At 50.5% G+C, this 25,154-nt stretch carries 19 protein-coding genes; 10 read left to right on the forward strand and 9 right to left on the reverse strand.

All coding sequences use genetic code 11. The features are described 5' to 3' along the window. Positions 1 to 1,045: 1,045 nt before the first annotated feature. Positions 1,046 to 4,000, forward strand: coding sequence for an FG-GAP-like repeat-containing protein (locus ACYVHB_RS30930; protein ID WP_461055906.1), 2,955 nt, complete (start codon positions 1,046 to 1,048; stop codon positions 3,998 to 4,000). A gap of 178 nt (positions 4,001 to 4,178) precedes the next feature. On the opposite strand, the gene ACYVHB_RS30935 is transcribed toward ACYVHB_RS30930, so the two are convergent. From ACYVHB_RS30935 to ACYVHB_RS30945, 3 genes are all read right to left on the reverse strand, one after another. Continuing rightward, the gene (locus tag ACYVHB_RS30935; RefSeq protein WP_461055907.1) at positions 4,179 to 4,451 is read right to left on the reverse strand and encodes a hypothetical protein; all 273 of its coding nucleotides are present in this window, start codon (positions 4,449 to 4,451) and stop codon (positions 4,179 to 4,181) included. Further along, a complete protein-coding gene (locus tag ACYVHB_RS30940) occupies positions 4,420 to 5,088 on the reverse strand; it encodes an AAA family ATPase (protein WP_461055908.1) in 669 nt (222 codons plus the stop codon). Before ACYVHB_RS30940 ends, ACYVHB_RS30935 begins: the two co-directional genes overlap by 32 nt. A 112-nt stretch (positions 5,089 to 5,200) precedes the next feature. Beyond that, on the reverse strand, positions 5,201 to 5,854 hold the full coding sequence (locus ACYVHB_RS30945) for a recombinase family protein (RefSeq protein ID WP_461055909.1): 654 nt from the start codon (positions 5,852 to 5,854) through the stop codon (positions 5,201 to 5,203). A 386-nt stretch (positions 5,855 to 6,240) separates the two neighbouring features. On the opposite strand from ACYVHB_RS30945, the gene ACYVHB_RS30950 reads away from it, so the two are divergent. Both ACYVHB_RS30950 and ACYVHB_RS30955 read left to right on the forward strand, forming a co-directional pair. Next, a complete protein-coding gene (locus tag ACYVHB_RS30950; protein ID WP_461055910.1) occupies positions 6,241 to 6,807 on the forward strand; it encodes a hypothetical protein in 567 nt (188 codons plus the stop codon). A gap of 114 nt (positions 6,808 to 6,921) precedes the next feature. Then, positions 6,922 to 7,134, forward strand: coding sequence for an integrase core domain-containing protein (locus ACYVHB_RS30955; protein WP_461055950.1), 213 nt, complete (start codon positions 6,922 to 6,924; stop codon positions 7,132 to 7,134). Positions 7,135 to 7,288: 154 nt separating this feature from the next. On the opposite strand, the gene ACYVHB_RS30960 is transcribed toward ACYVHB_RS30955, so the two are convergent. The 3 genes from ACYVHB_RS30960 to ACYVHB_RS30970 form a co-directional block, all read right to left on the reverse strand. Continuing rightward, the gene (locus ACYVHB_RS30960; protein ID WP_461055911.1) at positions 7,289 to 8,992 is read right to left on the reverse strand and encodes a tetratricopeptide repeat protein; all 1,704 of its coding nucleotides are present in this window, start codon (positions 8,990 to 8,992) and stop codon (positions 7,289 to 7,291) included. A gap of 412 nt (positions 8,993 to 9,404) precedes the next feature. Then, positions 9,405 to 10,142, reverse strand: coding sequence for a hypothetical protein (locus ACYVHB_RS30965; protein WP_461055912.1), 738 nt, complete (start codon positions 10,140 to 10,142; stop codon positions 9,405 to 9,407). Between the two features lie 346 nt (positions 10,143 to 10,488). Beyond that, entirely contained in the window at positions 10,489 to 11,430 is a 942-nt protein-coding gene (locus ACYVHB_RS30970; RefSeq protein ID WP_461055913.1) for a replication initiation protein, read from the reverse strand. Positions 11,431 to 12,156: 726 nt separating this feature from the next. Between ACYVHB_RS30970 and ACYVHB_RS30975 the strand changes: the two genes are divergently transcribed. The 6 genes from ACYVHB_RS30975 (at position 12,157) to ACYVHB_RS31000 (ending at position 20,422) form a co-directional block, all read left to right on the forward strand. After that, on the forward strand, positions 12,157 to 13,110 hold the full coding sequence (locus ACYVHB_RS30975; RefSeq protein ID WP_461055914.1) for a ParA family protein: 954 nt from the start codon (positions 12,157 to 12,159) through the stop codon (positions 13,108 to 13,110). 16 nt (positions 13,111 to 13,126) lie between these two features. Next, positions 13,127 to 14,047, forward strand: coding sequence for a hypothetical protein (locus ACYVHB_RS30980; RefSeq protein ID WP_461055915.1), 921 nt, complete (start codon positions 13,127 to 13,129; stop codon positions 14,045 to 14,047). 1,108 nt (positions 14,048 to 15,155) lie between these two features. After that, positions 15,156 to 15,920 carry a hypothetical protein gene (locus tag ACYVHB_RS30985; RefSeq protein ID WP_461055916.1) on the forward strand — a complete coding sequence of 255 codons (765 nt, stop codon included), beginning with the start codon at positions 15,156 to 15,158 and terminating at the stop codon, positions 15,918 to 15,920. 1,359 nt (positions 15,921 to 17,279) lie between these two features. Beyond that, positions 17,280 to 18,008, forward strand: a complete 729-nt coding sequence (locus ACYVHB_RS30990) for a hypothetical protein (protein WP_461055917.1) — start codon at positions 17,280 to 17,282, stop codon at positions 18,006 to 18,008. A 754-nt stretch (positions 18,009 to 18,762) separates the two neighbouring features. Continuing rightward, the gene (locus tag ACYVHB_RS30995) at positions 18,763 to 19,575 is read left to right on the forward strand and encodes an oxidoreductase (protein WP_461055918.1); all 813 of its coding nucleotides are present in this window, start codon (positions 18,763 to 18,765) and stop codon (positions 19,573 to 19,575) included. Positions 19,576 to 19,600: 25 nt separating this feature from the next. Then, positions 19,601 to 20,422: a helix-turn-helix transcriptional regulator gene (locus ACYVHB_RS31000; RefSeq protein ID WP_461055919.1), complete on the forward strand. Its 822-nt coding sequence runs from the start codon at positions 19,601 to 19,603 to the stop codon at positions 20,420 to 20,422. Between the two features lie 533 nt (positions 20,423 to 20,955). On the opposite strand, the gene ACYVHB_RS31005 is transcribed toward ACYVHB_RS31000, so the two are convergent. Continuing rightward, positions 20,956 to 21,390 (reverse strand): DUF2147 domain-containing protein, encoded by a 435-nt coding sequence (locus ACYVHB_RS31005; RefSeq protein ID WP_461055920.1) that lies wholly within the window; start codon positions 21,388 to 21,390, stop codon positions 20,956 to 20,958. Between the two features lie 80 nt (positions 21,391 to 21,470). Continuing rightward, positions 21,471 to 22,475, reverse strand: a complete 1,005-nt coding sequence (locus ACYVHB_RS31010; RefSeq protein WP_461055921.1) for a medium chain dehydrogenase/reductase family protein — start codon at positions 22,473 to 22,475, stop codon at positions 21,471 to 21,473. Between the two features lie 114 nt (positions 22,476 to 22,589). Here ACYVHB_RS31010 and ACYVHB_RS31015 point away from each other — a divergent pair, with 114 nt between their 5' ends. Further along, positions 22,590 to 22,970: a winged helix-turn-helix transcriptional regulator gene (locus ACYVHB_RS31015; protein WP_461055922.1), complete on the forward strand. Its 381-nt coding sequence runs from the start codon at positions 22,590 to 22,592 to the stop codon at positions 22,968 to 22,970. Positions 22,971 to 23,451: 481 nt separating this feature from the next. Here the strand turns inward: ACYVHB_RS31015 and ACYVHB_RS31020 are convergent, their stop codons facing one another. Continuing rightward, positions 23,452 to 25,149: a RagB/SusD family nutrient uptake outer membrane protein gene (locus ACYVHB_RS31020; RefSeq protein WP_461055923.1), complete on the reverse strand. Its 1,698-nt coding sequence runs from the start codon at positions 25,147 to 25,149 to the stop codon at positions 23,452 to 23,454. Positions 25,150 to 25,154 lie beyond the last annotated feature (5 nt).

A 25,154-nucleotide genomic window follows, 5' to 3' on the forward strand; every position in this document is an offset into this window, starting at 1 on the left:
TTAAAGAGTATGGTTCAACGTACACCATCAATTTCACAAAACTCATCATGAAAAATACTCAAACTAATATCAAACTTAATTCTGCTTGATTACTTAAGGTAGAAAGTATTATTTGCCGTCGTGAAAACGGCAACTTGCTTGCCATTAAATCCCTACTTAAGCTCCTGGGCGAAGGATTCGGCTTAGGAGCTTAAGTAGGGATTTTTGGCCTACAGTACTGCTCCGTTTCCCTCAGGCAAAAAATAGCTCGATTATCCCTCGTCAGGTCTCTGGTACTGGTTACGTCGCGTATTCTTTACGCCATCTACCTGGTTATATCCGTTCAGGCTTCCCGCCTACTCAACCGGCCGTTTTCGTCCAATAAAAAGGTAGATCGTGCTATTTATTGGACTCGATATTTTGCTGTCAATGAATGGGTTGTGTTACCATCAACTACCGCTGAAAATCGTCCACCAAAACCTCCGATTGCGGCCGGGTCCAGCTAGGATGTGAATGGAGAGTGAAACAAGCTTTTTATTCTCCTTTCAACTGACTGAATTGAAATAATCAGTTGATTGAAAAGCTGCATCAGAAGAAACTGGATGCGGCTCTTTAATCCTATAAAGTGTGCCGACGAAAGCACCTGAAAGCATGTTACGGTATAATTAATTCTGCTACCTTTTTGTAATCGTATTTTTAAATTAATAATCTGTTTAATAAATTAACGCTGTATAAGTAAATATATGGCGCAGCAAAGCAGTTAGGGTACAGCCCAAGTTTACTTTTCCATTTAAAAACTCGAAATTCATACTAGACCAGTGGTGGAGTCAACTAGATTACTGGTCAGCATGCGGATTGGATCAGCATCCTTGGGTCTCCTGGTACGCCTTCCTATGCTCGATCAAACTCGAAGTAAGCTTGATTTATGGACGTTGCTGAGCCTGTCTGATCGTAACACCCGGTTTAATTTAGCTGCTTGACCCTATAACTGGCCTGATGCCATTCTGTCTCGCAACGAAATCTCTAGTTAATCTTTCTCATTCAACCCCTCAATTCCTAACGCTTCATGAAACCAATTGTACAAATCGGTAGCCGGGTTGCGGCTCCATTGCTCTCCGTGCATTTTTCATTGGTTGCCGTGAGGCAAATCTGCCTAACCTGGGGCTACCTGACAGGGCTATTTCTACTGGTGAGCAGCACCGCTTTCGGTCAGTGTTTCCAGCGCAGGGAGGTATTCTACGGATCGCATAATGGCCCTCGGGCCATTGCAGTGGGCGATGTGGATAACGATGGGCGACCAGACGTGATAACGGCCGACTATTTTAATCACCAAGTGACGGTGCTACGGAATTATTATAGCGGGTCCGGGGGCTTCCAGATTGCTAATAGCTACGGGACGGGTAACGGACCTATCTCGGTTGCGGCAGGTGATGTCAATGGCGATGGGTTTATTGACTTGGTGACCGCTAATGCCGAGAGCAACACCGTCACGTTGCTACGAGGCAACTCAAGCGCGAGTTTCGACCGCGTTGAAACCGGCAACCGCACTGACTATAGCGTGGGCACTGCACCTTACTCAGTGGCAATAAGCGATGTAAATAGAGATGGACGGCTGGACCTGATAACGGCCAACATTACCAGTAACAACGTGACGGTGCTACGGGGTAAGGCGGGAGGAGGATTTGATCGTGTTGATTACGCAGTAGCGGGTGGACCCGGGTCAGTTGCGGTGGGCGATGTGAATAACGATGGGCGACCGGATCTAATAACGGCCAGTTTCTCTAATAATACGCTTACCGTGTTGCGGGGTAATGCCAGCTCAGGTTTTGACCTAATTACCTATCCGATAGCGGAGTATGCTAACTTTGTCAAGGTGGGTGACGTAAACGGCGATGGGCGGCTCGACCTGATCCTAGTCAACATTTCTATTAATAGCGTAACGGTGTTGCGAGGCAACACCGCCGGGGGATTTGACTCCACTACCTATGAGGTGGATACATCCCCTACCTCCGTTGCGGTGGGGGATGTGACGGGCGATGGACGGGTCGACTTAATAACAACCAACGTTTTCCTCAATACCGTCACGGTACTGCGGGGCAATGACAACGGTGGGTTCGACCGCACCGACCATGGTGTTGGCGGAGGGCCTAACTCGGTGGTCGTTGCCGATATCGACGGCAACCAACGACTGGACTTAATCACGGCGAATTATGGCGAGAATAGCGTGACAGTGCTCTTCAACCAACCCCCCCCCACCTTCATTGCTACTGATCCTGCCGCCATCTGCTCTGGGCAGAACATCAATTTAGCCACCACCGTCAGTGGCCAAACGCTGGCTGGGGGCACCCTGAGCTATTATGCTACCCTAACCGACGCTCAGACTGCCCGGAATCGGCTGCCTTCGTCAACCGTCAGCCCGACCAGTTCCACTACGTACTTCATCCGCTACCAGTTAAGCGGCAGCGGCAGTTGTTATGCCGTTGAAGACGTGCGGGTAACCGTCAATCCCCGGCCCGCGCCCCCCAGCCTGCTCACCCAAAGCGGGCAAGCGTACCCCGGCGGTCAGCCCAGCGTCACGGTCAGCCAAAATAGCGGTACGGTCAACTTGGTGATTGGAGGCTGCAACGGGGGTACTCTGGCCTGGACCGGCTCCGGCAACACGGCTGGTAGTTCCACGCCCATTGCCGTGCCCACCTCGGCTGTTGGTACAGTGGTGTATCAGGCGACCTGTCAGCTTAACGGGTATAGTTGCATCAGTGCTCCCGCTTCGGCAACGGTCATCGTACAGGGAGGACTTCCCACGACGACGCTGAGCGTCCTACACCAGAATGCCGACTACAACCAGCCCAACAATAACACCATCAAGCCTTCTCTGCAACTTCAAAACGAAGGCAGCTCGTCCATCCCGTACTACGAAATTACTCTCCGCTACTGGCTGACGGTGGAGCAGTTTGCCCCCCTCACCAACCTCGTGGCTTCCTACGCACAGTTGGGTACCGACAAAGTCAGGATGAAGTATGTAGCTACAGACCAGCCCCGTCAGGGCGCTTTCGGCTACATCGAGTATAGTTTTGACGGCTCGGCAGGTAATTTAGCGGGAAACAGCAACTCCGGGCCTATCCAGAGTCAGAACGGCATTCGCAAGCAGGACTGGACGGTGGTCAATGAGGGTGATGACTATTCCTATGCCAATAGTAGCAGTTACATCAGAAATAATCGCATCACGGCCTACCGCAATGGAACACTGATCTGGGGTGCCGAACCAGCGGTGCTGACTCCCGTGCAAAACCTGAAGGTATACACCGAGAACAAGAGCAGTACCACGGCCAATTCCATTAGTACCTACCTTCAACTGCGCAACGAGGGCAATGTGGCAGTGGCCTATGAGGATATAACGGTGCGCTACTACTTTACAGCGGATAGTGATCAGCCGCTGAACGCTCAAGTAGGCTACGCCGTGTTGGGCAGCAATAATGTGAAGGTTAAGTTCGTCAGGGTTAACCCGCCCTTAGCCAACGCCGATACATACATAGAATTGGGCTTCAGCAATTTAGGTCAGTTTTATCCCTTAAGCAGCACAGGTAACATTCAATACCGGATTACCAAGCAGGATTGGAGTAATTTTAATCAAAGCAACGACTATTCTTACCAGAACGGCAGCAATCCCCTGGCGGAGAACGACCACGTTACCGTCTACTACAAAGGGGCGTTGGTGTATGGTAGCCAACCGACATTGGGTGCTCGCTTAGCTGCTGAAGCGACAAAGAACACGCTACAAGTCACTATTCTGGGCAATCCAGTGCAAAGTGATCAGGTTAATCTTGAGATTCGGGGAGCTGACCATCAACCCGTTCACTTAGACTTGGTAACGGCAGCCGGTACCCCCGTTCTGAGTCGCCACATTAGGCAAGCTTCTGGGATTGAACACCAATCCTTTCCTTTAAGGAAAACCGCGGGTGTTTACTTATTGCGGGTCAGTACACCCGACGCGTTTGTTGTACTAAAGGTGGTCAAGCCCTAGCGGACTTGCAATAAAAACGTCTGATTTAATGAATTTCTTGTTAGATTAAGTGTAGAGTAGTCCGAAATCTGCGTGGAATTTACAACCTGCATGTAAGGTAAATTAAACTAGTTTTTTAGCACTGGTTTTAGGTGTGTTTTTAGTGCTATTTGTCGTTAAAAATTCAGCTCACAAAGCGCTACTTACTATCCCGTTTCAGCTTTTCTAAAACGGCCTCCACAATCCAGTCATGGGTTGACACGCCTAACTTGGGCGAACCGGGCTTACGGGGACGCTTGGCCCGGAGCCCGTCAATCTGGGTGAGGATATCGCCCGTCAGACGGATATTGAAATGCTTCACCGTTGGCTCGGCTTCGGCCTCGACCGTTGGCTTGCCGCCTTTGTTAATGACGGCCTCAATCTGGGCCTCCGAGGGCGCTTTACGTTTGGGAGGTGATAGGGAAACGGCCATGAGTAAATTGGTTAAATAGGGCGTTAATCTCCGTGACGGCTTTTAGATCAGATGGATCCATCTCAAATACGGTCAGCCCCTTGGCTCCTGCGTTGGGATATGCTTTTCGGTTCTTGATGTCGTGGGCCACAAAACCCAGATCCGGCATATCCCGCAAGGCTTCGGCCGTTTGGCGATTGTCCGCCGAGGTAATGTCGGCCCGGTTGAGGAATGAATAAACCGTCAAGGGGTTGATTCGGCTGACCTGAATTTCGCCCAGCAATTCCACCAGTTTGGCCAGCGTCCAGACGTCGTGGCTGCGGGGCTGGATGGGAATTAGCGCTATATCTGCGACAATAAGGGCCGCACGCTGACTGGTCGTATCCCGACCACCGGTATCAATGACCATGTGGTCGTACTTAGGCTTCATGGTTTCCACCTGCTTGCGCAGATTGGCTCCAACCAACTGAACCAGGGTGTAACCGACTTGTCCATCGAGCGTATGTTCCCGCCAGGCCGTAAAGTCACTGACCGTACCCTGTTCATCGGCATCGATCAAAAGGACGTCAGCGCCCTGCCGGGCCAGCCAGACGGTCAGGTGTTCGCTGATGGTGCTGCGGCCTGATCCTCCTTTAATACCTCCCAACACGTAGATCATAAATAGTGCTGAATCTTACACCTGAATCAGTGCTCAAATAACGTGCATAATTAGCATCAAAACAACACCTATTTTTAGTGCTAATTATGTGCATTAATTATGCTCGGTTAACTTAGGTAAACCTCCCATCGAGTCGTTGCACGCTCATAGCCAGAAACGCCTTGCCCCGCCGGGTCCGGTAGCCCATCTCATTGAGCTGCTGGGCAATAGCCTGATAGGTCAAACCCTCCTTGCGGTACAAGCGAATCAGTTCAGCTGCTTGCCGGTTGGCCTGATTGGTCAGCGCATTCTGCTTACGCACCTGTAAGCCCAAGGCCGTAATAGCGGGTGTGATGTTGGGCATGCCCAATTGGAAGCCCTGAGCTTTCTTGGCCGCCAGAGCTGCTTTGGTGCGCTGGCCAATCAGTTCCCGTTCGTGCTGAGCCAGCACGGCCATGATGCCTACGGTCAGGGTATTGGCATCCGGGATGTCGCAGGCCACAAAGTCGACCTCCGAGTTGCGCAGCGAAAAGATAAACGACACGTTGCGACTCAGCCGGTCGAGCTTGGCGATCAGCAGCCGGGCGTGGTGCTGCTTGGCCCAGGCGATGGCGGCCGTGAGCTGGGGTCGGTTGGCTTTCTTGCCCGACTCGACTTCAATGAATTCAGCCAACAACTCATCGTCGGCTTTGAGGAACCGATGGACGATCTCGCGCTGAGCCGAGAGGCCCAATCCACTCTTCCCCTGACCGGCCGTGGAGACCCGGTAGTAAGGCACGTACTTCATAATTATTCTACATGGTGTGTATAGGCGTTGGAAAGGAGATCGAAGTATAGGGTATTTACATCCTCAACCAACCCGTACTGATTAATTGTTGATGTTCCACGGGCGAAGATAGGCAAAATAAGGTGTTCATAACGTTATCACAACGGTCGTTGTGAAAATGTTATGACCGTAGTTCAGACCATTGACAGTCGTTCTTGGTTTGTACCCCTTGAGTTTAGATCCGCTATAAACGGCTGAAAGGATCAGCCAATTACAGTCACACAGAGTAAATACCGAACAATTAAGCTTGCAACAGTACGAATTAGTCATTGAGCGAGCGGTAAAAAGCTCCAAAGTGCCGCTTCGTACTTTTGCAGATATTAAATTAACCCCGCAACACCTTCCCAATGAACATCCAACAAAGAAGGATCGAACTTATAAAGGAGATGGACCTGACCGAGGCCCACTTTCAGCGCAAAACGCGTGACCTGACCCTCACACAACGAGCCAAGTATTTTAAAGTAGAACCCAAAGACCTGACTATCTTTCCACTCACACTTACGCCCGGTGTACCCCGAATCCAGCAGAATAATCTGTCATTCTTCTCGGCCATTATGTTACTTACTGAAACAGCAGCCAGCAATAACCTCGCCCTGTTTAGTTCAGCCTACCCCACTGGAGGTAACCCCTCGGTGCAGGTTGAGTTCAAGCAGATCAAGCCTGGCAAGGCGCACCTGGTCGAATTCAACGTTTCGCTCGTTAATGAGGCGATCCCCTACAAATTCCGGGTGTTCCAGTATCCGTTGGCTACCTTTCAAGATATCACCCTGACCAAGCAGCAAATCATTGCTGTCTTCATTCCTGGAATTCCGGGATTCACCGGCACCTTGGGGGCCTCCATTGATCAAACCAATACCAAGAATGATAACGCGAGCTGGATGTTCCGTTCGGTACGCATTAGCTCGGTAGGCTGAATTGACCCGAACGATGAAAAGCAAACCCGCCCGGTCTCCTCAGTCTAAGCGAGCTTTCAAATTACTCACTAACTACTATTTTAGTTGATTAATGTGTAAATCCGCTCCGTTGGAATAACAACCCCTACCAAAGCTCAGGAAGCAATCAGGTGTGCTATTGAGCATTACAATCGACTGCGGCCGCATGGGAGTTGCGACTACCACACCCCTGAGCAGGCTCACCTGATGCAGGGCGAGTTAGCCAAAAGGTGGCGAAAGCCCGCGCCCCGGAATACCGAAAAAGTACAACATCAGGAAGCCATGTCCGTTACCCAAAATGAGTCCTAAATCTGTCAAGCTATTTCGGGGTGATACATGGCCTGGAAAAGTGCTATTCATGGAGATTGTTATGCAGGTAGCAGGAGTCATCCAGCCAACCGGGCGAGGCTCGGCCGCAGCCCCGCGCCGGCGGACCGGTACGATTCTGTGCAGAGACCCTAAATTAGTAAATAGAAGACGATGGAATATGCTCGGCCTTAGAGAAGGCGAATCGGTAGCCAACCTCAATCCTGGGCAGTTCAGCACTTTTACCCTGCATTTTAAGGGCTTGGTAAAGACCCACTAAAGACCAGCCATTTCTGGGGTGATGAACTAGATCCTGACGGTATACGGATTCGGCTGCCTTCGCCTTTTGCATCCTAAGCAAATAGGCCCCTAAAAACTGCCGGCTGGGTAAAGGCCAGTCACTGGGCTCGGTGTAGATCAGTTGATCTTCAATACGAATCGCCTGATGAAGGCTAGTCACGGCCTGCTCAACTTTCTCATCAGCAAAAAGGATTGATGCGTCCAGAATATGATAGGCAATGCGGGCCACGGGAAGCGCAGCATTAAACGGAACGCGTCGCTTTGCTAGGATCGGATCCGTCAATCGCTCCTCCAGCAATCGCATTTGTTTTTGGGCTTCAGTAATTTTTCCCGTACCCATAAGCGCCATACCTCGGGCGAAATGATCCAGCACGGTAGCATACGCCCACTCTTGACGGGGGGGGGGCGTCGCTAAAATCTCTTCCCATTTACCTAGCCTGACCAACGTCAGCGAGGGCAGCATGTACAGATATTGATCATAAGCGTTCTCGGCTACCGGAGACACCGACCGGCGGCAGCGAAGGGCATCCTTCAGGCCAGCTTCATACATGCCTCCGGTCAGGGCGCAATAGGTCTGCACCGCAAAATAATGAGGTGAATGTTTCACCAAACCTAGATGAGCGGCCAGTGAATCATACGTTAACAGATTTTTATCGGCTTGGTCGTTGACCAGAACCCCCTGGTCGAAAAGACCATTTCGCTGGTATTCATGACTTGCCATATGGACCATATGGGCGACGCCGGGTAGCCCTGTTTTGAGTTTATCGGCATTGGCCAGCGCTATTTCCGGATGCTTCGAGGCCTCCGTTAGATGAATTTGATAATGCAGGGCGGCCGGATGATAAGGATATTTTTTAAGGACGGCTTGGGTGAGCTTTGTTACTTCCGGAGTCCAGGCTTTGGGGGTACCATCGCTATTCCAGAAATCCCAGGCGTGGATCAGCATGATGGCGTCCACATAGAACATTTTAATGTCGGGCTCGTCAAATTCGGCGATTAGTTGCCGGGTTGCTGAAGCATACGCCTGATTGAGTTTTTGGCGTTCAGAATCAGTGGGATCCGCTGCATACCGGGTATTCATCACCTGGATGAGTCTCTTTTCTTTCGGGCTGGCGTATCTCAGCAGTTCGTTCATCCGGACCAGTACCCCAGCCATGTCGGGCGAAACGGTATACAGGTGCGCTGCATTGTAATAGGGCCCTCCCGCTAAAGCCTGCCCCCACCAAGCCATCGGGCAGGTGGTATCCAGGCGTGCCACCTCTTTAAAGGAAGCTATCGCTTCTTTTATGTGGTAACTGTAATACATGGTCAGGCCCTGATCAAAGTAAAACTGAGCACTGTCAATGCGGGTAGAAATCTTAAAAGAGTACTTGCCCCAACCGGGTAGGGCCACCATAAACTTTCCGTTGGTCATCGGATTGATACGACCTTCTGCACTGACTCCACAAACGGCTATCGGGTTGGTTGGTTCAGTTTCAGTAATGGAGCGGTAGGATGGTGTCAGCCTACCAAAAGCTGTTACCAGCAGAGACAGGCTCAAAAGCAGCAAACCAGTTTTCATCGTGGTGTGGTTTAAGCAGGTTATTGATTGAGTTAGGGCAAGTAGGTCGTCTTGCTATTTCAATGGGTTTTAACCAGTGTAGAGTCTACTGTGAATGGAAGCGCCCGTTGGTGTGATTTAAGGCGTGCTTACGAGTATTGCGCGTCGGGCGGATTGATAAAAAGGAATATCAACGATTTTACCCTTTCTAAGTCGATAGGCTGGAGATCAAGCCCAGCTAGGGACATTTTTCATAGCCAGGTGTGCGGGTGGCCAGAAATGAACGGGGTTAAACTACGGCTTTGGCCGCGTAATTACAAATTCGGCCCCTTATCAACTCATGCTTTCTTCTCTTATTATCCCATCATATCCTTTCTGGCTACTGTCATCACTCAGGCTTAAACTAAGCCGGTACCTTGGCCAGCAGTTTTGGTCAAACTTTGCGCAGGTACAAGGTAGTTATGCCCTGCCTGATGTGGATGGGAAAGGTATCGAGTTCGCGGTCGATGAGCTTGTGATCGTGGGGTACGGGCCGGTTGATGTAGTGGGGATCGATAAAGATGATGTTGAGTCGCTCATGGACCTGCCCCGGAATACGTTCGGTGTGTTTAAGCAGGTGCTCACTGCTGGTGGTGGCTTTGGTTTTCTCCTGATCGTCAAAGAAGCGGTAGGTGCAGTACCAATAGCGGTAGTAGTGATAGTAATTGGAAAAGCAAGCTTGGTAAGCAGCAGGGTCTTGACGAACAGCCCGCAGGAGTTGATCAGCCTGCTGGAGTTGCTGCTGCTGAGTGGGGCTAAGCTGCTGCATGAGCGACTTATTCAAGAGTTCGTCGCGGTAATTCTTCAGGTGCAGCACCACATCGACCTGCATTGCGTTGCGCTCAATGGAGTATTTATGTTTGAAGAAGAAGGAAAGCGAAATAGCAGGTTTATCGAAGTTGATGAGCTTAAGATTCTTAAAGGGTTTACCGGGCCGGTAGTAGGCCTGGTATTGTTGCATATACTGCATGGGTACGAAATAGTACTCGAGCTCTTTATCCACAGGCAGAGCACTGACTTGATTGTCTATGGGGTTGAGCAGAACTGCCTGCTGGTTGAGCACTAAGCGCAGGGCGTCAAGGGGTGCCTCCTCCTCTCGTTTGAGGGGTTTCTTACGGGGTTGCGGTTCCATAATACAAAGAAACCAGTTATTTACTAATAAAGTAAATAACTGGTTTCTCTATTCTGTTTCTTTTCTTCCCCTTTCCAAAAGCAACACTTTGATGTAGTTATCACACTTGTCTGATTTATGAGACCTTGTTACTAGTTGTCTTTCAGAAATTTGCAAGCTAAAAATACACAAAAAGGAGGTTTAAGGGACCTCATATAGGATTAGATACTAAATTTGGGCGGTGCAAATACAAGGTTTGATCGATAATAGTGAGGTTTGTGAGATATAAAAACGAGGTTTAGGCCGTGGTCATAGCAAGTTTGCTCCTCCCCCACCCTTATTAGTTGTGGTCTCTACTCCGTGCATGTTATATTACCCCGAATACTTTCGCGGTATAAGCACCCATATTGAGAATTTTGCGGGATGTATTCTTAATCTCTATTTCGTACAATTTCCTCATGATATATACTGAATCGTAATTATTAATCACGTACTGAGCCTGATCCGCTCGCAATCCAAATTTTTCAATAAGCCTTTGGTGCAATTCAGAAGGCGGGGGAAGCTGAAGCTCGGGTTTCTTAACTTTAATGGTCCAAATTAGACCCGTTGTTTTACGGCTTTCTCGTTTTGGGTAGTAAGTGACCTCAATGTCGGTTTTAGAATTAATTTCTTTCACTGCTGGATCCAATACCCGCCGCTTAAAATTGTCCCAATCGGGATATTGTTCAGTGTCTTGTCCGGTCTCTTCATCATTGCGAATTAACCGTAAACGCGTTTTTAAATCCTGAATCGACACTTTCATTATACCCAGGTTCTTCCACTGAGATAGCATTTCGTACAATCGTTTGGTATACTTGCCGGATACGAGTAAGGCTTCGTAAAAGCCATAGGTCGTAAAGCGGTTTTCCAAGTTAAATAAAAACGGACGAAGCTTGGGGTCAATGCAGATGGCAATCGTCCCCTCATCGGTATTGTAGAATACAGATGAGAAAGGAGCTACCTGTAATAAGTTGCCGTCAATGGGTATTTCCAAGATCTTTTGCATCATTGTCTTGGTGGCCAGTCGTAGATTAGCATACGGGTTAACCACGTTGGTAACATCCACCAGGTCCTTGATGCGAATAATGTACTCTTTGTTGGGTGCATCATCAGCCCCTAATTGCGATTGAACCATGTAAAAAATATTCTTCTGCAAGGCGCTCATTTCGTAATTAGCAACCGTTAGCGCATTCGCTTGAAAGAGCATCCGCACCGCATTATCAACTTTTCCTAAAATAGATAGCTGGTTGGCAGGAATCCTTTTCTTCATAGTTATCCACACTTTCTGAGGTAAACCTAACAGAAAAAATAACATGTACGGAATTGACTACTATTTTGTACGGATATCTTAGGAACTCACTACTATTTTGTACGGAGTTAGCCCAAAATGTTACGACTATTTTGTACGGTGCTGACGACTATTTTGTACGGTGCTAACGACTATTTTGTACGGAGAGAGCCTTTGCAAGCCACTTATAATCAATAAGATACATCTAAGTTAAAATAAGCAAAATAATAAAAATAAAATTAATCACAAATAGTTTGATAAGTTCAGCTTTTAAAGCTAATAATAAAAACATTCTATGGAAAACCAGAAAAAGTACAACTGGAAAAGGAAAAAATCAAAACTCAATCACTATTGAGCCTACCGTGACTACTATTTTGTACGGGGTTAGTGTATAAACTATTATAAATCAGAGGGTTATACAGGATATTTACTTTGCGTAAAAAACGCTTTCACCTGCATTTTCAATTATGAGGTACTACCAGTACTACTATTTTGTACGGAGTTAGTCAATAAGTAGCTGACATCTAATTAGTTATATAAAACAAATAGAAAATCAGCTTAGCCTTTAAAACCTATTTACACTAGCCAATTACGGCTTTCTATAGAGTTTTGTACTATTTCCCACCCCAATTGGTAAAAATTTATACTTATTTTAGTTAATATTATAAGTTTGGGTATAAATTTAAGGCAAATCTTAACCCGACTGCTATGCTCACGCACGAGGAGGTATACGCCTTTCTAAAAAAGAAGTCCACCCTGTCGCACTCCGGACTAACCAAAGAATCGGGCTTGCCTACGGGCACGTTAACGAAAGCCATGAATGGTCAGCGAAAACTAACCGAATCCCACTTAAAAGCATTAGAGCCAATCCTACTTCAGTACGGTATTGACGACTTCCGTAACCGACAGGCTATAGTCTTATCAGTCGTAAACCATAAAGGAGGGGTCGGCAAAACGACGACAACCATCAATCTGGGCAAAGGACTAGTAAATCGTCAGCAGTCAGTTCTTTTAATAGACATGGATTCTCAAGGCAATCTTTCCCAGAGCCTGGGTATTCATAATCCTGAACAACAATTATTGCAAGCGCTTACGCAAGGTAGTACCCTGCCGGTCGTCTCCTTGTCAGCGGGTTATCACGTGGTACCAAGCGATCTAGAATTAGCCAGAGCCGAAGCGGAACTGATAAAAACGCCCAGCGGGGTTTTGCGGTTTCGCAACGCCTTAGCGCCGTTACTGGTAAAATACGATTACATCCTCATCGACTGCCCACCCTCCTTAAACATATTTACTTATTCAGCTCTGGTGGCTTCTTCGGCTGCATTAGTCATTTTGGAGCCGGAAGCCTCCGCCGTAAAAGGCATGTACAACCTATTAGAACTCATCCAAGATATAAGGGAGTCATTCAACCCAAAATTAAAAGTTGAAGGCATTGTAATGGCGCAGGTTAACCCCCAGTTAGTACTCCACCGTGAATTGATGGGTAAGGTTCGGGATGATTTAAAAGGGCAACCATTCTTTAAAACCGAGATTCGGCAAAACGTAGCCATTGCTGAATCCCAGTACGTAGGCAAGACCATTTTTGATTACAAGCCCAATTCAACGGGGGCAACGGATTATCAATCTCTGGCCGATGAAGTATTCACTAACCACCTCGTTTAATCCCCCTTTCTACACTATGAAAAAATTTGCAACGGCTACAGGAACCCCGCCTGTGCTACACAGAAACACGGCTAATTTAATGCAAAGTATGTTGGATGAAGTCAAAGCCAACATTACGGTTTTACCCGAGCTGAAATCCTTTATTCCCTCACTGCAAACGGCTGAATACGAGCAATTAGAAACGAACATTCAAAAAGACGGGTGCCGGGAATCGTTGTTGATATGGCAAACCACTCAAGGAACAGTTGACGAATCCAGTAACGATTCTCCACTGAATGTATTGGTGGATGGCCATAACCGCTATGCCATCTGCCAAAAAAATAATATCGATTTTAAGGTCATACTCCGCGAGTTTTCCAGTCTCCAGGCTGTACGAGACTTTATGATCGATAACCAGTTAGGCCGTCGTAACTTAACCCCCGAGCAGACATCCTACCTACGGGGACTTAAATATCGAAATGAGCGCCAGGCCACTGGTCGACCCATTGTCGATGGAGATTCCTCTGCGCAAGAAGAAGGTGAACACTCATTAGCGCAGCGAACACAGGACCGTCTTGCGAAAGAGTTTAATGTTTCCCCACGAACCATTCATCGGGACCGGGAATTCTCAGAAGGGATTGATAAGCTCAGTCCCGATTTAAAGCAAGATGTATTGAAGGGGAAACAGAAGGTATCGAAAGAATTGATTCGCGCTATTGGAAAAAATAATGAGAGTAATACGTCCCCACTTACGCTGCCAGAACTGTTGGCACTTAATAAAGCGCCTGTTTCCGCTAAGCCCAAGCCGCCAGCGCTTGATAACAAAAAATTACAGGATGTAGTAAACAAAATCGTCAAGATAGCCGCTGAGTTGAGCCCAAATTCCTCAAAATTTGCAACGACCTGTGATAAACTCATTGCGCTTTCGAATGAAGCGAAACGCTTGAAGCGTGTTTAGACGTATTTTAAGAATAATGTTGCCAAATTGGCAACATTTATAGAATAACGGGATAAACCTCACATCCAACGGAAGAGCATAGTCTCTAAATGGATATGAAATATGTCATTTTTAAGGTTTATGGCCCTAATCAGCTGATCCTCCGGTCCAGTAAGCTCTAATTTAGATTTCCTACTTTCGAACCCTTCTTTGATACGAAAGTTAACCGGAAAACTGTCTGTTTTTACGTGGCAGGAATAACACAAGGTCCGGCCATTATTTACATCCCAGAGCATAGCATAGCCAATGGCCTCTTCCAGATAGGTAACCGCATTCTCACGGATCAAAGTAGACAAACTAACGATATGGTGAGCCTTAATGACTCGCTTCCGTCCATTGTTAGCTCCGCCGTCAACACACAGGTAAACTAATCTCTCACAAGTACGGCTCTTTTCTGGTCTTCGTACTGCTAGCCAGTTGTATAAGCTGAGTAAATAGTTTACGTTGTTGTGTGGGATTTGGTCCCAAATAGGATGTGTAATCAGTTCGAACTGCTACTTGTAGAGCTATTCGTTTTAATCCGGGTATCAATTGCAACACTCGGAATGGGGCTTCTATACCGGTACCATTCGTCCGTAACCGACTACCGGAAAGCCGAATCGGAGTATAATTGGGCCACACGATAAAACTCACTACGACACCCCAAAGCAACCCGCCATGTTTGCTTAGAATTTGAGCCGCCCCTCGACGAAATGGCCTTTGCTAAGACTCGTCCAACAAACTCGGCTCTACCACAAACCAATATGCACTGGCTCTACCACCAACAGGCACCCCCTTAAAGAAACCCGCCATAACCTCCTGGCCTCCCACGAACCGATCACTCCAAAGGGGCTCTTAACCGTGTACTCACTGCCGACCTGCTCAGCAGGAGAACAGTACTCTTGTGACCCTGCCCTAAAGCAGGCATTTTTTAGCCCCGACCCCTGTACTGTTGGCTCATAAAGTGACTATTCTTTACCCTATGTTCCAATGTTTACCCTTGTCCATTGTACTCATGTATACTTGTACAGGTGGGAGGCCAAACCAAAAGCGATTCATTGATACAAAAAACGTTCTCCGTTAACCAGTTATGTCCAAACCCCACAGTACCCCCTCTTTCGGTCAGTTGGCTCAGCCCCTTGCCGCTCACGCCCAACAGGCTGGCCAAACACCACCCGCTCAGTCAGCCTACAAAGATAACTTTGGTAAATTCGTCCGACAAGGCGCCACCTACACCCACGTTATCCGCTTCGCCGACACCCGAAAAACCACCCTCATCGGCTACAGCCGGCCCCGGGGCGGCCGCGAGAAGGACGACAAAGTAGTCCTCTTGCAGGACATCATCCGCCGACTGCTGGCCAGCCCCAAAGCCTACCTGCAGGCGGGGGCCTGCATCGAATTTTACAACAACCGCTCCGATGATGACCGCGACTCGATCTGGGTCTTTACCCTGCACCACAGCCGGGCCGAGCCCAGCCACTACGCCAGCCAGCTGCCCTGGCTGATGGCCTACCTGGAGGGCCTCTATAAACCCAAACCGGATACCTACGTGCAGGGTCTCTTCACGCCCCCTACTGGCAATCCTGCCGCTTACTCACCCCCGGTAGCCCTGTCCCCCACTAACAGCCCACCGACGATTACCCCCCAGCGGGGGAGCCTGCCCTTGGCTACCTACTATGCAGGGGCGGGGACCCGGGCCTTATCGGAGACCAAATGCTTCCAAGACCGCATGGAGCTCGACGACTATCTCAAACCCTTTATCATCGCCGGGGTCATACCCCCCGGTGAGATCGAAGGCTACCGCTGGAAGGTGATCCGCAACCAGCAACTGCCCGACAACTACATCCGGCGCTAAGCCCACGGTTTAACGCACCTAAGCGCACCAGTCCATCCCGGGGCCGATTAATGAGGTGGCATTTGGGTAGGGATCGGGTTTAGGCCGGATGGAACAACGAGAATAAGTGGGATAGAGAATCGCTCGAGGACAGGTTGGTGAAAAAAGTATGGGGAGTTGTGAAGGGCATTTTTGAATCAGGTGCCCAGGGTTAGCCCCAGCCTTCGTCTTATTATATAAGTGAAATGGACTTGAGTCTTAAACGCACCAGCGGGCACCGCGCTCACCCGCTGGACGTCAGCTGCCAGGGTACGGATTTAGCGGACCGGTAACCATTCGGGGCAAGGGTATCAACTGGACTGTACCTTCCTTCGTACGGGTAGAAAGAGGTCTAACCTGGTGGGGCCATGCGTCTCTCTTGTGCATTCCGCCACTCAAGGCCAACCTGTCTGCGGTAGGAACGGTCCAAAGCAATCTCAAGGCGGGAGAGTAGCCCTCAGGTTGTCGGCTCCCCACTTAGCCGTGGTACCGTCACTTGACCACTGTCACGGCTTTAAGCCCGCATTGTCCGCCTGGCCTGAGTCTACCCTAACGAAGCCGTAAAGAGTGGCAAACAGCGGCTAGTTGGAGTAATTAAGCGTCACCAACGCCAGACGACGGCAACTGACAGCATGTGATGCCAGCTAACAGCACCTCATGCCAACTAACAGCACGTGACGTTCGTGACAGCCCGATAGCGGCAAAAGGGCCTAAAAACCGCAAAATAGGGTAATTAGAGGGTGTGCCGAGTGGGGGATGGGCATGTGTTGGTGCGTTCGCTTCGTTGGTTGCCTAACGGTAGCCGTCCAGCGCCTGGTAACGTACCTCGTCCTGAATCCCTCCTGCCACCTGATGGACAAGATGACGGTTACGGCCGTTGCTCAGGGAAGGCCTCAACTACCAAACCGGCCCAAAGCACCTGCCTGATTATCCTTCTTTCCTGGCCCCGGTATGCAGGAAAGACGATATAGAAGCCCATGGGAGGGAGGGTCCAGGCAAGCGAACGAGTCAGAAGTGGGCCAGCACCCGCGTAGCGACAAGCGGGTTTGACTCCCCGCCCCAGGTCAACACGCAGTGTCTTACCGGGTCGGATGAGAGGGGCAGGTGAAACCCGTGCTAAGATGAGGGGCTGCTCGCCAGTAGCTGGAGAACGTGAGGGCGTGGGTGAATCAGCTGACCGCCAGGATTTCAATTTTTACCATTTCTTACCATAAAATAGAAGAAATTACCATAAACCCCTTCTTCGGTATTCACCACGAGTTTATACCCAATGAAACCACTCATATTTGTAGCCGAACGGGTGTTAATTTAATAAGTTGAGATCCAAAAACCCGATAAATCATGAATGACAAGCAACCCCACGAGCGCACCTGCCCGATTTGCAGCACCGTGTTTATCAGCGCCAAACCAACCCGCAAGTTCTGTTCGAATAACTGTCGCTCAGCTTCCGACCGCTTCAAACAAAAACAAAAGACGAAGGATTTGGCCAAACAAGTCGAGCAGCAAAACACCCAATTGGCGAAAGAAAAAGAGCGGGTGATTCCCTTGGCTAAAGTGAGCAATAGCCACTGGCAGGCGGCGGATCTACTCTGCCAAGCGCAACAAGCGCGCTGTACGCGGATCGAGCAAGCACTCGAAGAAAACAAGGACGCAACCCGAGCGCTAACCAGGCCGGGTGAGAACTATCAGCGGGGCTGGGCGATTGGTGTTTTCCTGGCGTTGATCCTGGTATCCATTTGGTTTAAAGCTTACCGCCGTCGTAACAGGACGGCAGATACGACGTTTTGGCTGGTTTCCTTAGGGGGTGTAGTGCTGAGCGGTTGGTTGGTGGCCCAGAGGGGGAAGGAGGTTGATGATGACCGAACAACGTCCGCTCAAGAAGAGGCGTTACATGACGACCTGGAAGAGCAGCAGCAGGAGAAGGACGTCTTGACGACTGCGCTCAAGCAGGCGAAGGCCCGTCTGAACGAGTTATACGAGGCACGGGATAAATTAGATCCATTCGCCGCGGATTCACCCCCAACTACCCCAGAGGATGAAGACCCTTTATCACCTACTGACCCAACTTAATTGTTTTATTTTCCCGGTTAGAGGCCGAGGTTAGCTGTTGAGAAGGTAAGTGAAGAAGTGATGGTGAAAAGTCAAATGCCCTCTCAACGTTAGAGGCATTGGCGGTTGTCTGAAGCAGGTGTCTGGTTAGGGGCGGGTTTAGGTAGGGGTGCAGTAGCTACTTCCCTGCCTAAACCCGCCCCTAATCAAACACCTTGTCTTGTCCTGACAAATCAAAGGGAGGTTTTTCTGAACGATTTCAGCGGTAGCTGCTCTTAACGCAACCTATTCATTGATAGCAAAATAACCAGTTCATTAAATAGCATTAGCTGCCCATTTATGGACCGAAAACGGCTTGACCCGTCCTGAAATGTTGACCGTTTGTTAGTTATCCAGCTTTATATTGACCAGTAATTTAAACCCTTTTTTCATCAGCCACCATAGTCACCGCATGCCCTAGCCAAGAAGCAGCCAGACCGGCTAACTGCCAGGTTACCCAGCCGCTGCTACCGGCCTTTTTGCGGGAAAGCTTCGGGCGGATGTTGGCAGCCACTTCCGCTTAGCAACAAGGACTTTGAGGCATCATTCCGCGTTGCTCTACGCTCGCCACCGCCCCGCCTACTTGAGCTACTGACCAAAGCAAAGTTGAGCCCCTGACCAAACCTACCCCTTACTGCTTGCCCGACCTTTGTCTTAGTTTTCACCGCAGCAAGTCGCGCACCCCGGTCAATCCCATTGGCCCCAACCGCAGGCGCTGCACAAACCTCTTCAGGTTATGAAAAGGACAGTGTTAGTTACCGGCGCTTCGGCCGGCATTGGCAAGGCCACGGCGTTGCACCTAGCCCAGCAGGGCTATACCGTCTACGGGGCCGCGCGCCGCCTCGCCAGCATGCAGAACCTGCAACAGGTCGGCATCCACGTGCTGGCGATGGACGTCACGGACGAGGAGTCGATGGTGCACGGCGTGGAGCAAATCTTGGCCGCCGAGGGCAAAATTGATGTGCTCGTCAACAGCGCCGGCTTTGGTTCCTACGGGGCCGTAGAAGATGTGCCCCTGGCCGATGCCAAATATCAGCTGGAGGTAAACCTATTTGGCGCGGCGCGCCTCACGCAACTGGTGTTGCCGGCCATGCGAGCCCAGCATTGGGGTAAGATTGTCAACATCTCTTCGGTGGGCGGCAAGCTGGCCAACCCCTTTGGGGCTTGGTACCACGCCAGCAAGTTTGCCTTAGAAGGGCTGAGCGATTCGCTGCGCAACGAGGTGAAGCCCTTTGGCATCGACGTGGTCGTGATTGAGCCCGGCGGCATCCAATCCGAATGGGCCGGCATTGCCTTCGACAGCCTGCTGAAAACGTCCGGCCACTCAGCCTACCAGGCCATGGCCCGTAAGTTCGGCGACATGGTGAAAGCCACGGAGTCCAAGCTGCCCGGCCCCGCGCTGATTGCCGCCCTCGTGCAACGGGCTATCGAGGCCAAAAGCCCCCGCACCCGCTACGCAGGCGGCTACTTGGCTAAGCCCCTGCTGTTTTTGCGCCAGGTTCTGTCCGACAAAATGATAGACCGGCTCACTATGAGCCAGTTTCGCTAACTTTCCGCCCGCACTTATCGCCGCCATGTCGCCCGTATCGCTATCGCCCACTATTTTGTATTCCTGCCTCGATACCCGGCAGCGCAACTACGAGCAGTTCGTGCCCGAACATGTGCTGGTGTACCTGATTGCCGGCGAAAGCCACTTCCAGACACCGGAGGGCCCGCACGTGTACCTACCGGGCACCATTGGGTTGGTGCGCCGCCATCAGCTAGTGAAGTCCCACAAAGTGCCCCCGGCCGGCGGGGGGCCGTTCAAAGCCATTAACATCATCCTGACCCAGGAACTGCTGCGCGGCTACAGCGTGGGGCACCACCTGGCTGCCGATGGCCCGTACCGGGGCCCTGGTACATGGCAGATGCCCCCCGACCCTTTTTTGAAGGCTTATTTCGATTCGCTGCTGCCGTACTTCGACCAGCCGTCGCAGCTTACCCCCGCGCTGGCTGCGCTGAAAACGCATGAGGCCGTGGCGCTGCTGCTCCGCCTCGAGGCCGGGCTGAAGAACTTCCTGTTCGATTTCAACGAGCCGCACAAAATTGACTTGGTCGGCTTTATGGAGCAGAATTTTTCCTACAATGTGCCGCTGGCGCAGTTTGCCCGGCTCACGGGCCGCAGCCTGGCCACGTTCAAACGTGACTTTCAGCGGGCCTATGGGCTGGCCCCGCAACGATGGCTGCACGAGAAGCGCCTCACCCAGGCCCATTTTCTGATTGCCCAGCAGCTTCAGGCCCCGGCTGTAGTGTGTCTGGAAGTAGGCTTTGAAAACCTGTCTCACTTCTCGACCTCGTTCAAGCAGCAGTTTGGCTACACCGCGTCCAGCCTCGTGCACCGGCGGGCGGCGGCTTGAGCCAGCAATGGGGCAGCGCCCTTAGTCTTTTTCCCGGACACTTTTCTCGAATTCCGGCCAGCGGTGTCTTACACTGAAATCATTGGGAGGGTTTTTTGGACGATTTTTTTGATGACTACCTCTACTGCAAACTACTCATTAATAACATGTTATAAGAATAAAAAAGTTATAAACTAACCTTTAGATGAACGAAATCAGCTGATGGGGATGGGGATAGGAGGGGAGCGAGCGTGTACGTAAATAAACGTGTACGTTACGGGAGGGAAACGCTATGCAACATTCACCAGATGCTTGCTGGGAGGGTTTCGACCTATTTCTTGTCTGAATACCGTTGAGCACCATTGTACCGATGAAAACACTACTTTAAAGTAATCCAGTTTAGTGGCCATGTCATGAAATGACCTCCTCCAGTCAAAACTGGGTCACCAGAGGAGGTAAGGACGGTTCTACCGCCGTTAGTGAAGCAATGAAATATGTCATCGGGAGTAGAGTTTCACCTAATTTGACTGGCGTCCGAATTAGCCTCCTGATCGTCATTTGAGCTTATTGTAGGTAACCGTCTTGCCCAGCATCGGTACACCCAGATAGCCCCGAAGAAGAAGCTGTCCCTTCTCCATTTTTACGTTGCATTTGTAGGTTTTACCGCTGGTTGCATCGTAAAGCTTGCCATTCTCCCACTGACCATCGCTAAACGTTAAACCACTGATAAAGACTGTCTTCTCTAATGACCGCTGACGTAAGCCAGCGTCAGGGTTTTTTACGTCTTTTTTAAACGTTTTGCCATCTGCCTCGGTGATTTGTTTACCCCAGAGTAATACCCCGGTATAGCTGTTACCGGTTTTGGTTATTTCTAACTTGTTGTCTTTGTCGTCCATCTCCCAGATTCCCAGGATTTGGTCAGATTGTTGAGCCTGCAAAGGAGTAACCGCGAGTAGGCCCAAGGACAACAGGAATAGTACGTGTTTCATGGTTTCAATTGTTTATGGATTTGTGATTGATAAGGTCATACCCGGAGCAGGTAGTTATTCCAATGGGGTTGACGGTCGAATTAGGGCGTTAGGACGACTTTGCCGGTCGGTTTGTCGTTTTCAAGCATGGCCTGGGCCTGAGCGGCCTGACTGAGGGGAAACGTTGCAGCGACAATGGGCTTGATCTTACCCTCGTCCAGCCACTTAATCATGGTCGCCATCGTCTCGTAAATACCCGCTCCCTTTTTGGTCGGCGTAATAAAAGAGGTAACTACCTGTTTTGTGTTGAGTCGTAGTTTTAAAAAGACCCACCTAATCATCGTTTTAAGGATTCCCAAGGTTGGATTGCCACGACCATCCAGGCTTGAAGAAACCCCGAACAAAACGAGGGTTCCTTGGGGATTGAGCGCCTTGTAGGAACGCGACAAATGGGTCCCGCCGATGGGGTCCAGTACTGCATCCACGCCCTTGCCATCCGTTAATCGCCGGATTTCCTCAACAAAGTCGTTCCTGGTATAGTCAATCGGGATACCCCCTTCGGCTTTAACAACAGGCGTTTTAGCCGTCGAGACCGTTCCATACACAGTGATACCCAAAACACGCCCCAGCTGTAAAACGGCGGTGCCCACCCCACCAGCCGCCCCGTGGATCAAAACGCTGTTGCCCGCTTTGAGCCTGGTGGCTTGGGTCAATAATCGGTAAGCCGTGGTGTAGTTCAGAATGACACTCACTACCGCCGGGGGCGATAGGTGAGCCGGTACTGGCACCAGCTCGGTTTCTGGCAGACAGCAATAAGTCGTGTAGCCACCAGTCACGGGAATAGCCGCTACCCGATCCCCAATTTTAAATCGGATGGCAGTGGTACCTACTGAATCTACTTCACCCACCAGATCATAGCCGGGAGTGATGGGAAATGACGTTCCCGGATTACCGCCCTTTCGCAACGCAACATCACCAAATGCCACCCCGCTGGCCAGTACCCGAACACGTACCTGATTATCTTCGGGTATTGGGAGTGGCTCTTCGATTAACCGGAGGGTTGCGATGCCTCCTGGCTTGTCAATTACAATCCGTTTGTTAATCATGCTGTATTTTCTTAGAGATTCAGTAATTGATCGCAACAAATCTATGTATATTTGCTATTCACAGGATAGTAGTATACTAAAGGTTAGTGGTAACCTTTTCATTAGCGAACGACAATGATAAATCTATGTGGTGTTGATGAGCTGGAAAAGCCGATGGGTCAGCGATGTGCGGCCCTGCTGACTACCATCGGCGACGCTCTGTACGCAGTGGGTGGCAAATGGACGTTGCGGGTCATTATCGCTATAGCGCACGGCAACAAGCGGTTCAACGAATTGCAGCGAGCCGTTACCGGCATCTCGGCCCGCGTGTTGTCGAACGAATTGAGAGAGCTCGAACTGAATGGCTTCGTCAAACGCACTGTCCATGCCGATGTTACGCCTGTACTGGTTGAGTATGTGCTGACGGACTACAGCAATACCTTGGAAGGCGTGGTACAATCGCTGAGCGAATGGGGTGCTATGCACCGGAATAAGGTGCGGCAGCCCGTAACTTAAAACGGTGCCACCGTAGCACGGTCAAGGAGACCCTCGGTCTCGACCTGCCCCTAAAGAGTAAACCGCTCAAAGATTTGGAATCAGACGTTCATTTGTTTTCATTTCTATTTTCCTTCCGATCTCATTTAGCCGGTCCGCTGGTGCAGCTAATCCATCGAAAGAATTATCAACTCGAAATGAGTTAGGTGCGGTTAAAAACAGGAGAACACCATAGCACAGCATGAATTCACCCTGTGCATGAACATGCGCAGGGTGAATTCATGCGTTTAGGAGCCGTCACTATGATCTGGTCAGTATAGCGTGCTGATCTAATCACTTGGTTTTTTAAGAAAATCCGGAGTCAGATCACTGAGTTTCGCCACTAAACGGTAGTTATCCCACTAATTTCTAAGTCTGTTGCTAAGCAGTTTTTACAGCACAAATGAATGCCTGTACCGAAAACTGTTTCCGGTACAGGCACTCGTCAACACTTGTCAACTAACTAATTCATTTGTTTCAATACGCCCTGCGACCGGTCGATCTGCGACTGAGGGATGGGATAGTAGTAGTCCTCTTTGCTGATGGTGCGGACGTAGCTCAGCTTTTTGGACTCGTAGGCGGCATAGGCATCCAGCGTTTGCTTGAGGATACCCCACCGACGCAGGTCGAAAAACCGATGTCCGCCTTCCATCGCAAACTCCAGCCGACGTTCCCACTGAATGGCTCGGTTCGCCATCGCCAGATCAGTGAACGACGTGTACTGACCAACGTTGTACATGGCGGCATCGATCATGGCACCCCCCACCTCAATCTGCTTTTTGGGCAGTCTCGCGGCCCGCGCCCGTACTTTATTGACCAGCGTCAGGGCCGTAGTGAGGTTATTGGTGTTAGCTGCGCACTCAGCCGCCATCAGGTACACGTCGGCCAGCCGGATAATGTGAATGTTCAGGTCACTCAGGTACGAAATGCCAGGCTGCGTATGGGCAGCAATCTGGGCGGCATCAGTCACGTTGCGGTACGGCACAAACGGACCACCCGCCCCCGGATTTCTGATCCAGCTATTGCCCGCCATCAGGCCCCAGTCGCGGTAGGGGACGCCCTGCCGACCCACGGTATAATCCAGCCGGGTATCAACAGCAAGGGTGACGGGCACCTGGAAATTCGGGTCGAAACTCGATGGGAAGTAGCTCGTGTGGATATTGGCCATGTCGGGCAGGCCGTTGGCGTCGACGCGGTAGGCGTTGGCCAGATCGAATGATGGTTGAAAAAAGCCGCAGCACGTCACGGGCAGCGAACCGCCGTAGGGATTGTTGAGAATGTCGCCCACGTTGCCGCGCTCGCCGTTGGTGCCGTCCTGCACCGACGATTGCACGTCGAATACCATTTCGGGACCGTTCTTTTTGGTTACGTCGAAGTTGTCGCGGAAGTCCATCGTAATCAGGTCCGCTTTGGCCGCGATCACCTCATTGAGCAACGGTAGGGCCAGGGCGTACTTTCTCTGGTACATATAGATCTTGCCGAGATACGCTTTGGCGGCATTCAGATCGGCCCGGCCCACCTCATTGTTCTGTTTGGCAGCGGTTAGATTCTGCCGGGCAAACAGCATGTCGGCCTCAATGTCGCTGATGATGTCTTTATCGTTGGCAACGGCCGACGGGTCGGGGGTCAGGTCCGTGATGTAGGGCACGAACTTGAAAATTCGCCACATATCGAAGTAGTAATGCGCCCGCAGAAACCGGGCTTCGGCTTCGATGGTTTTGGCCCTCGGTGTGCTCTTCAGCCCCGTTGCCGCAGCCAGCAGTTTCAGCGTGTTGTTGCACCGGACCACCCCCTCGAACCGCTTCTCCCAGATCAGCGCGAGGTCGATGTTAGCGCTGATGGGGTTGTGGGTTTCGATGGCTCCAATGTCGGGCTGATCGCCGGGATCACTGCCTTTGTGGGCATTGTCGGCCGCTACGTCGCCCCACACCCATAGGCTGGCGGCTCCCGAAAAAGTGTTGAACTGGTAACTGGCCTGCCCGTACAAATTACCGTTCAGCATGGCGTAGGCTCCGACCAGAGCGGCCTCGACGCCCGCCGATGTTTGCAATTGAACGGGCGTTAGCTGCGCCTGCGGATTGACTTCCAGAAAGCGGTCGGAGCAGGATTCGGCCAGCAGACCACCGGCAACGAGGGCGATGAAACTAATAATTTTTTTCATGGCGG

This window comes from Spirosoma arcticum (assembly GCF_054779955.1).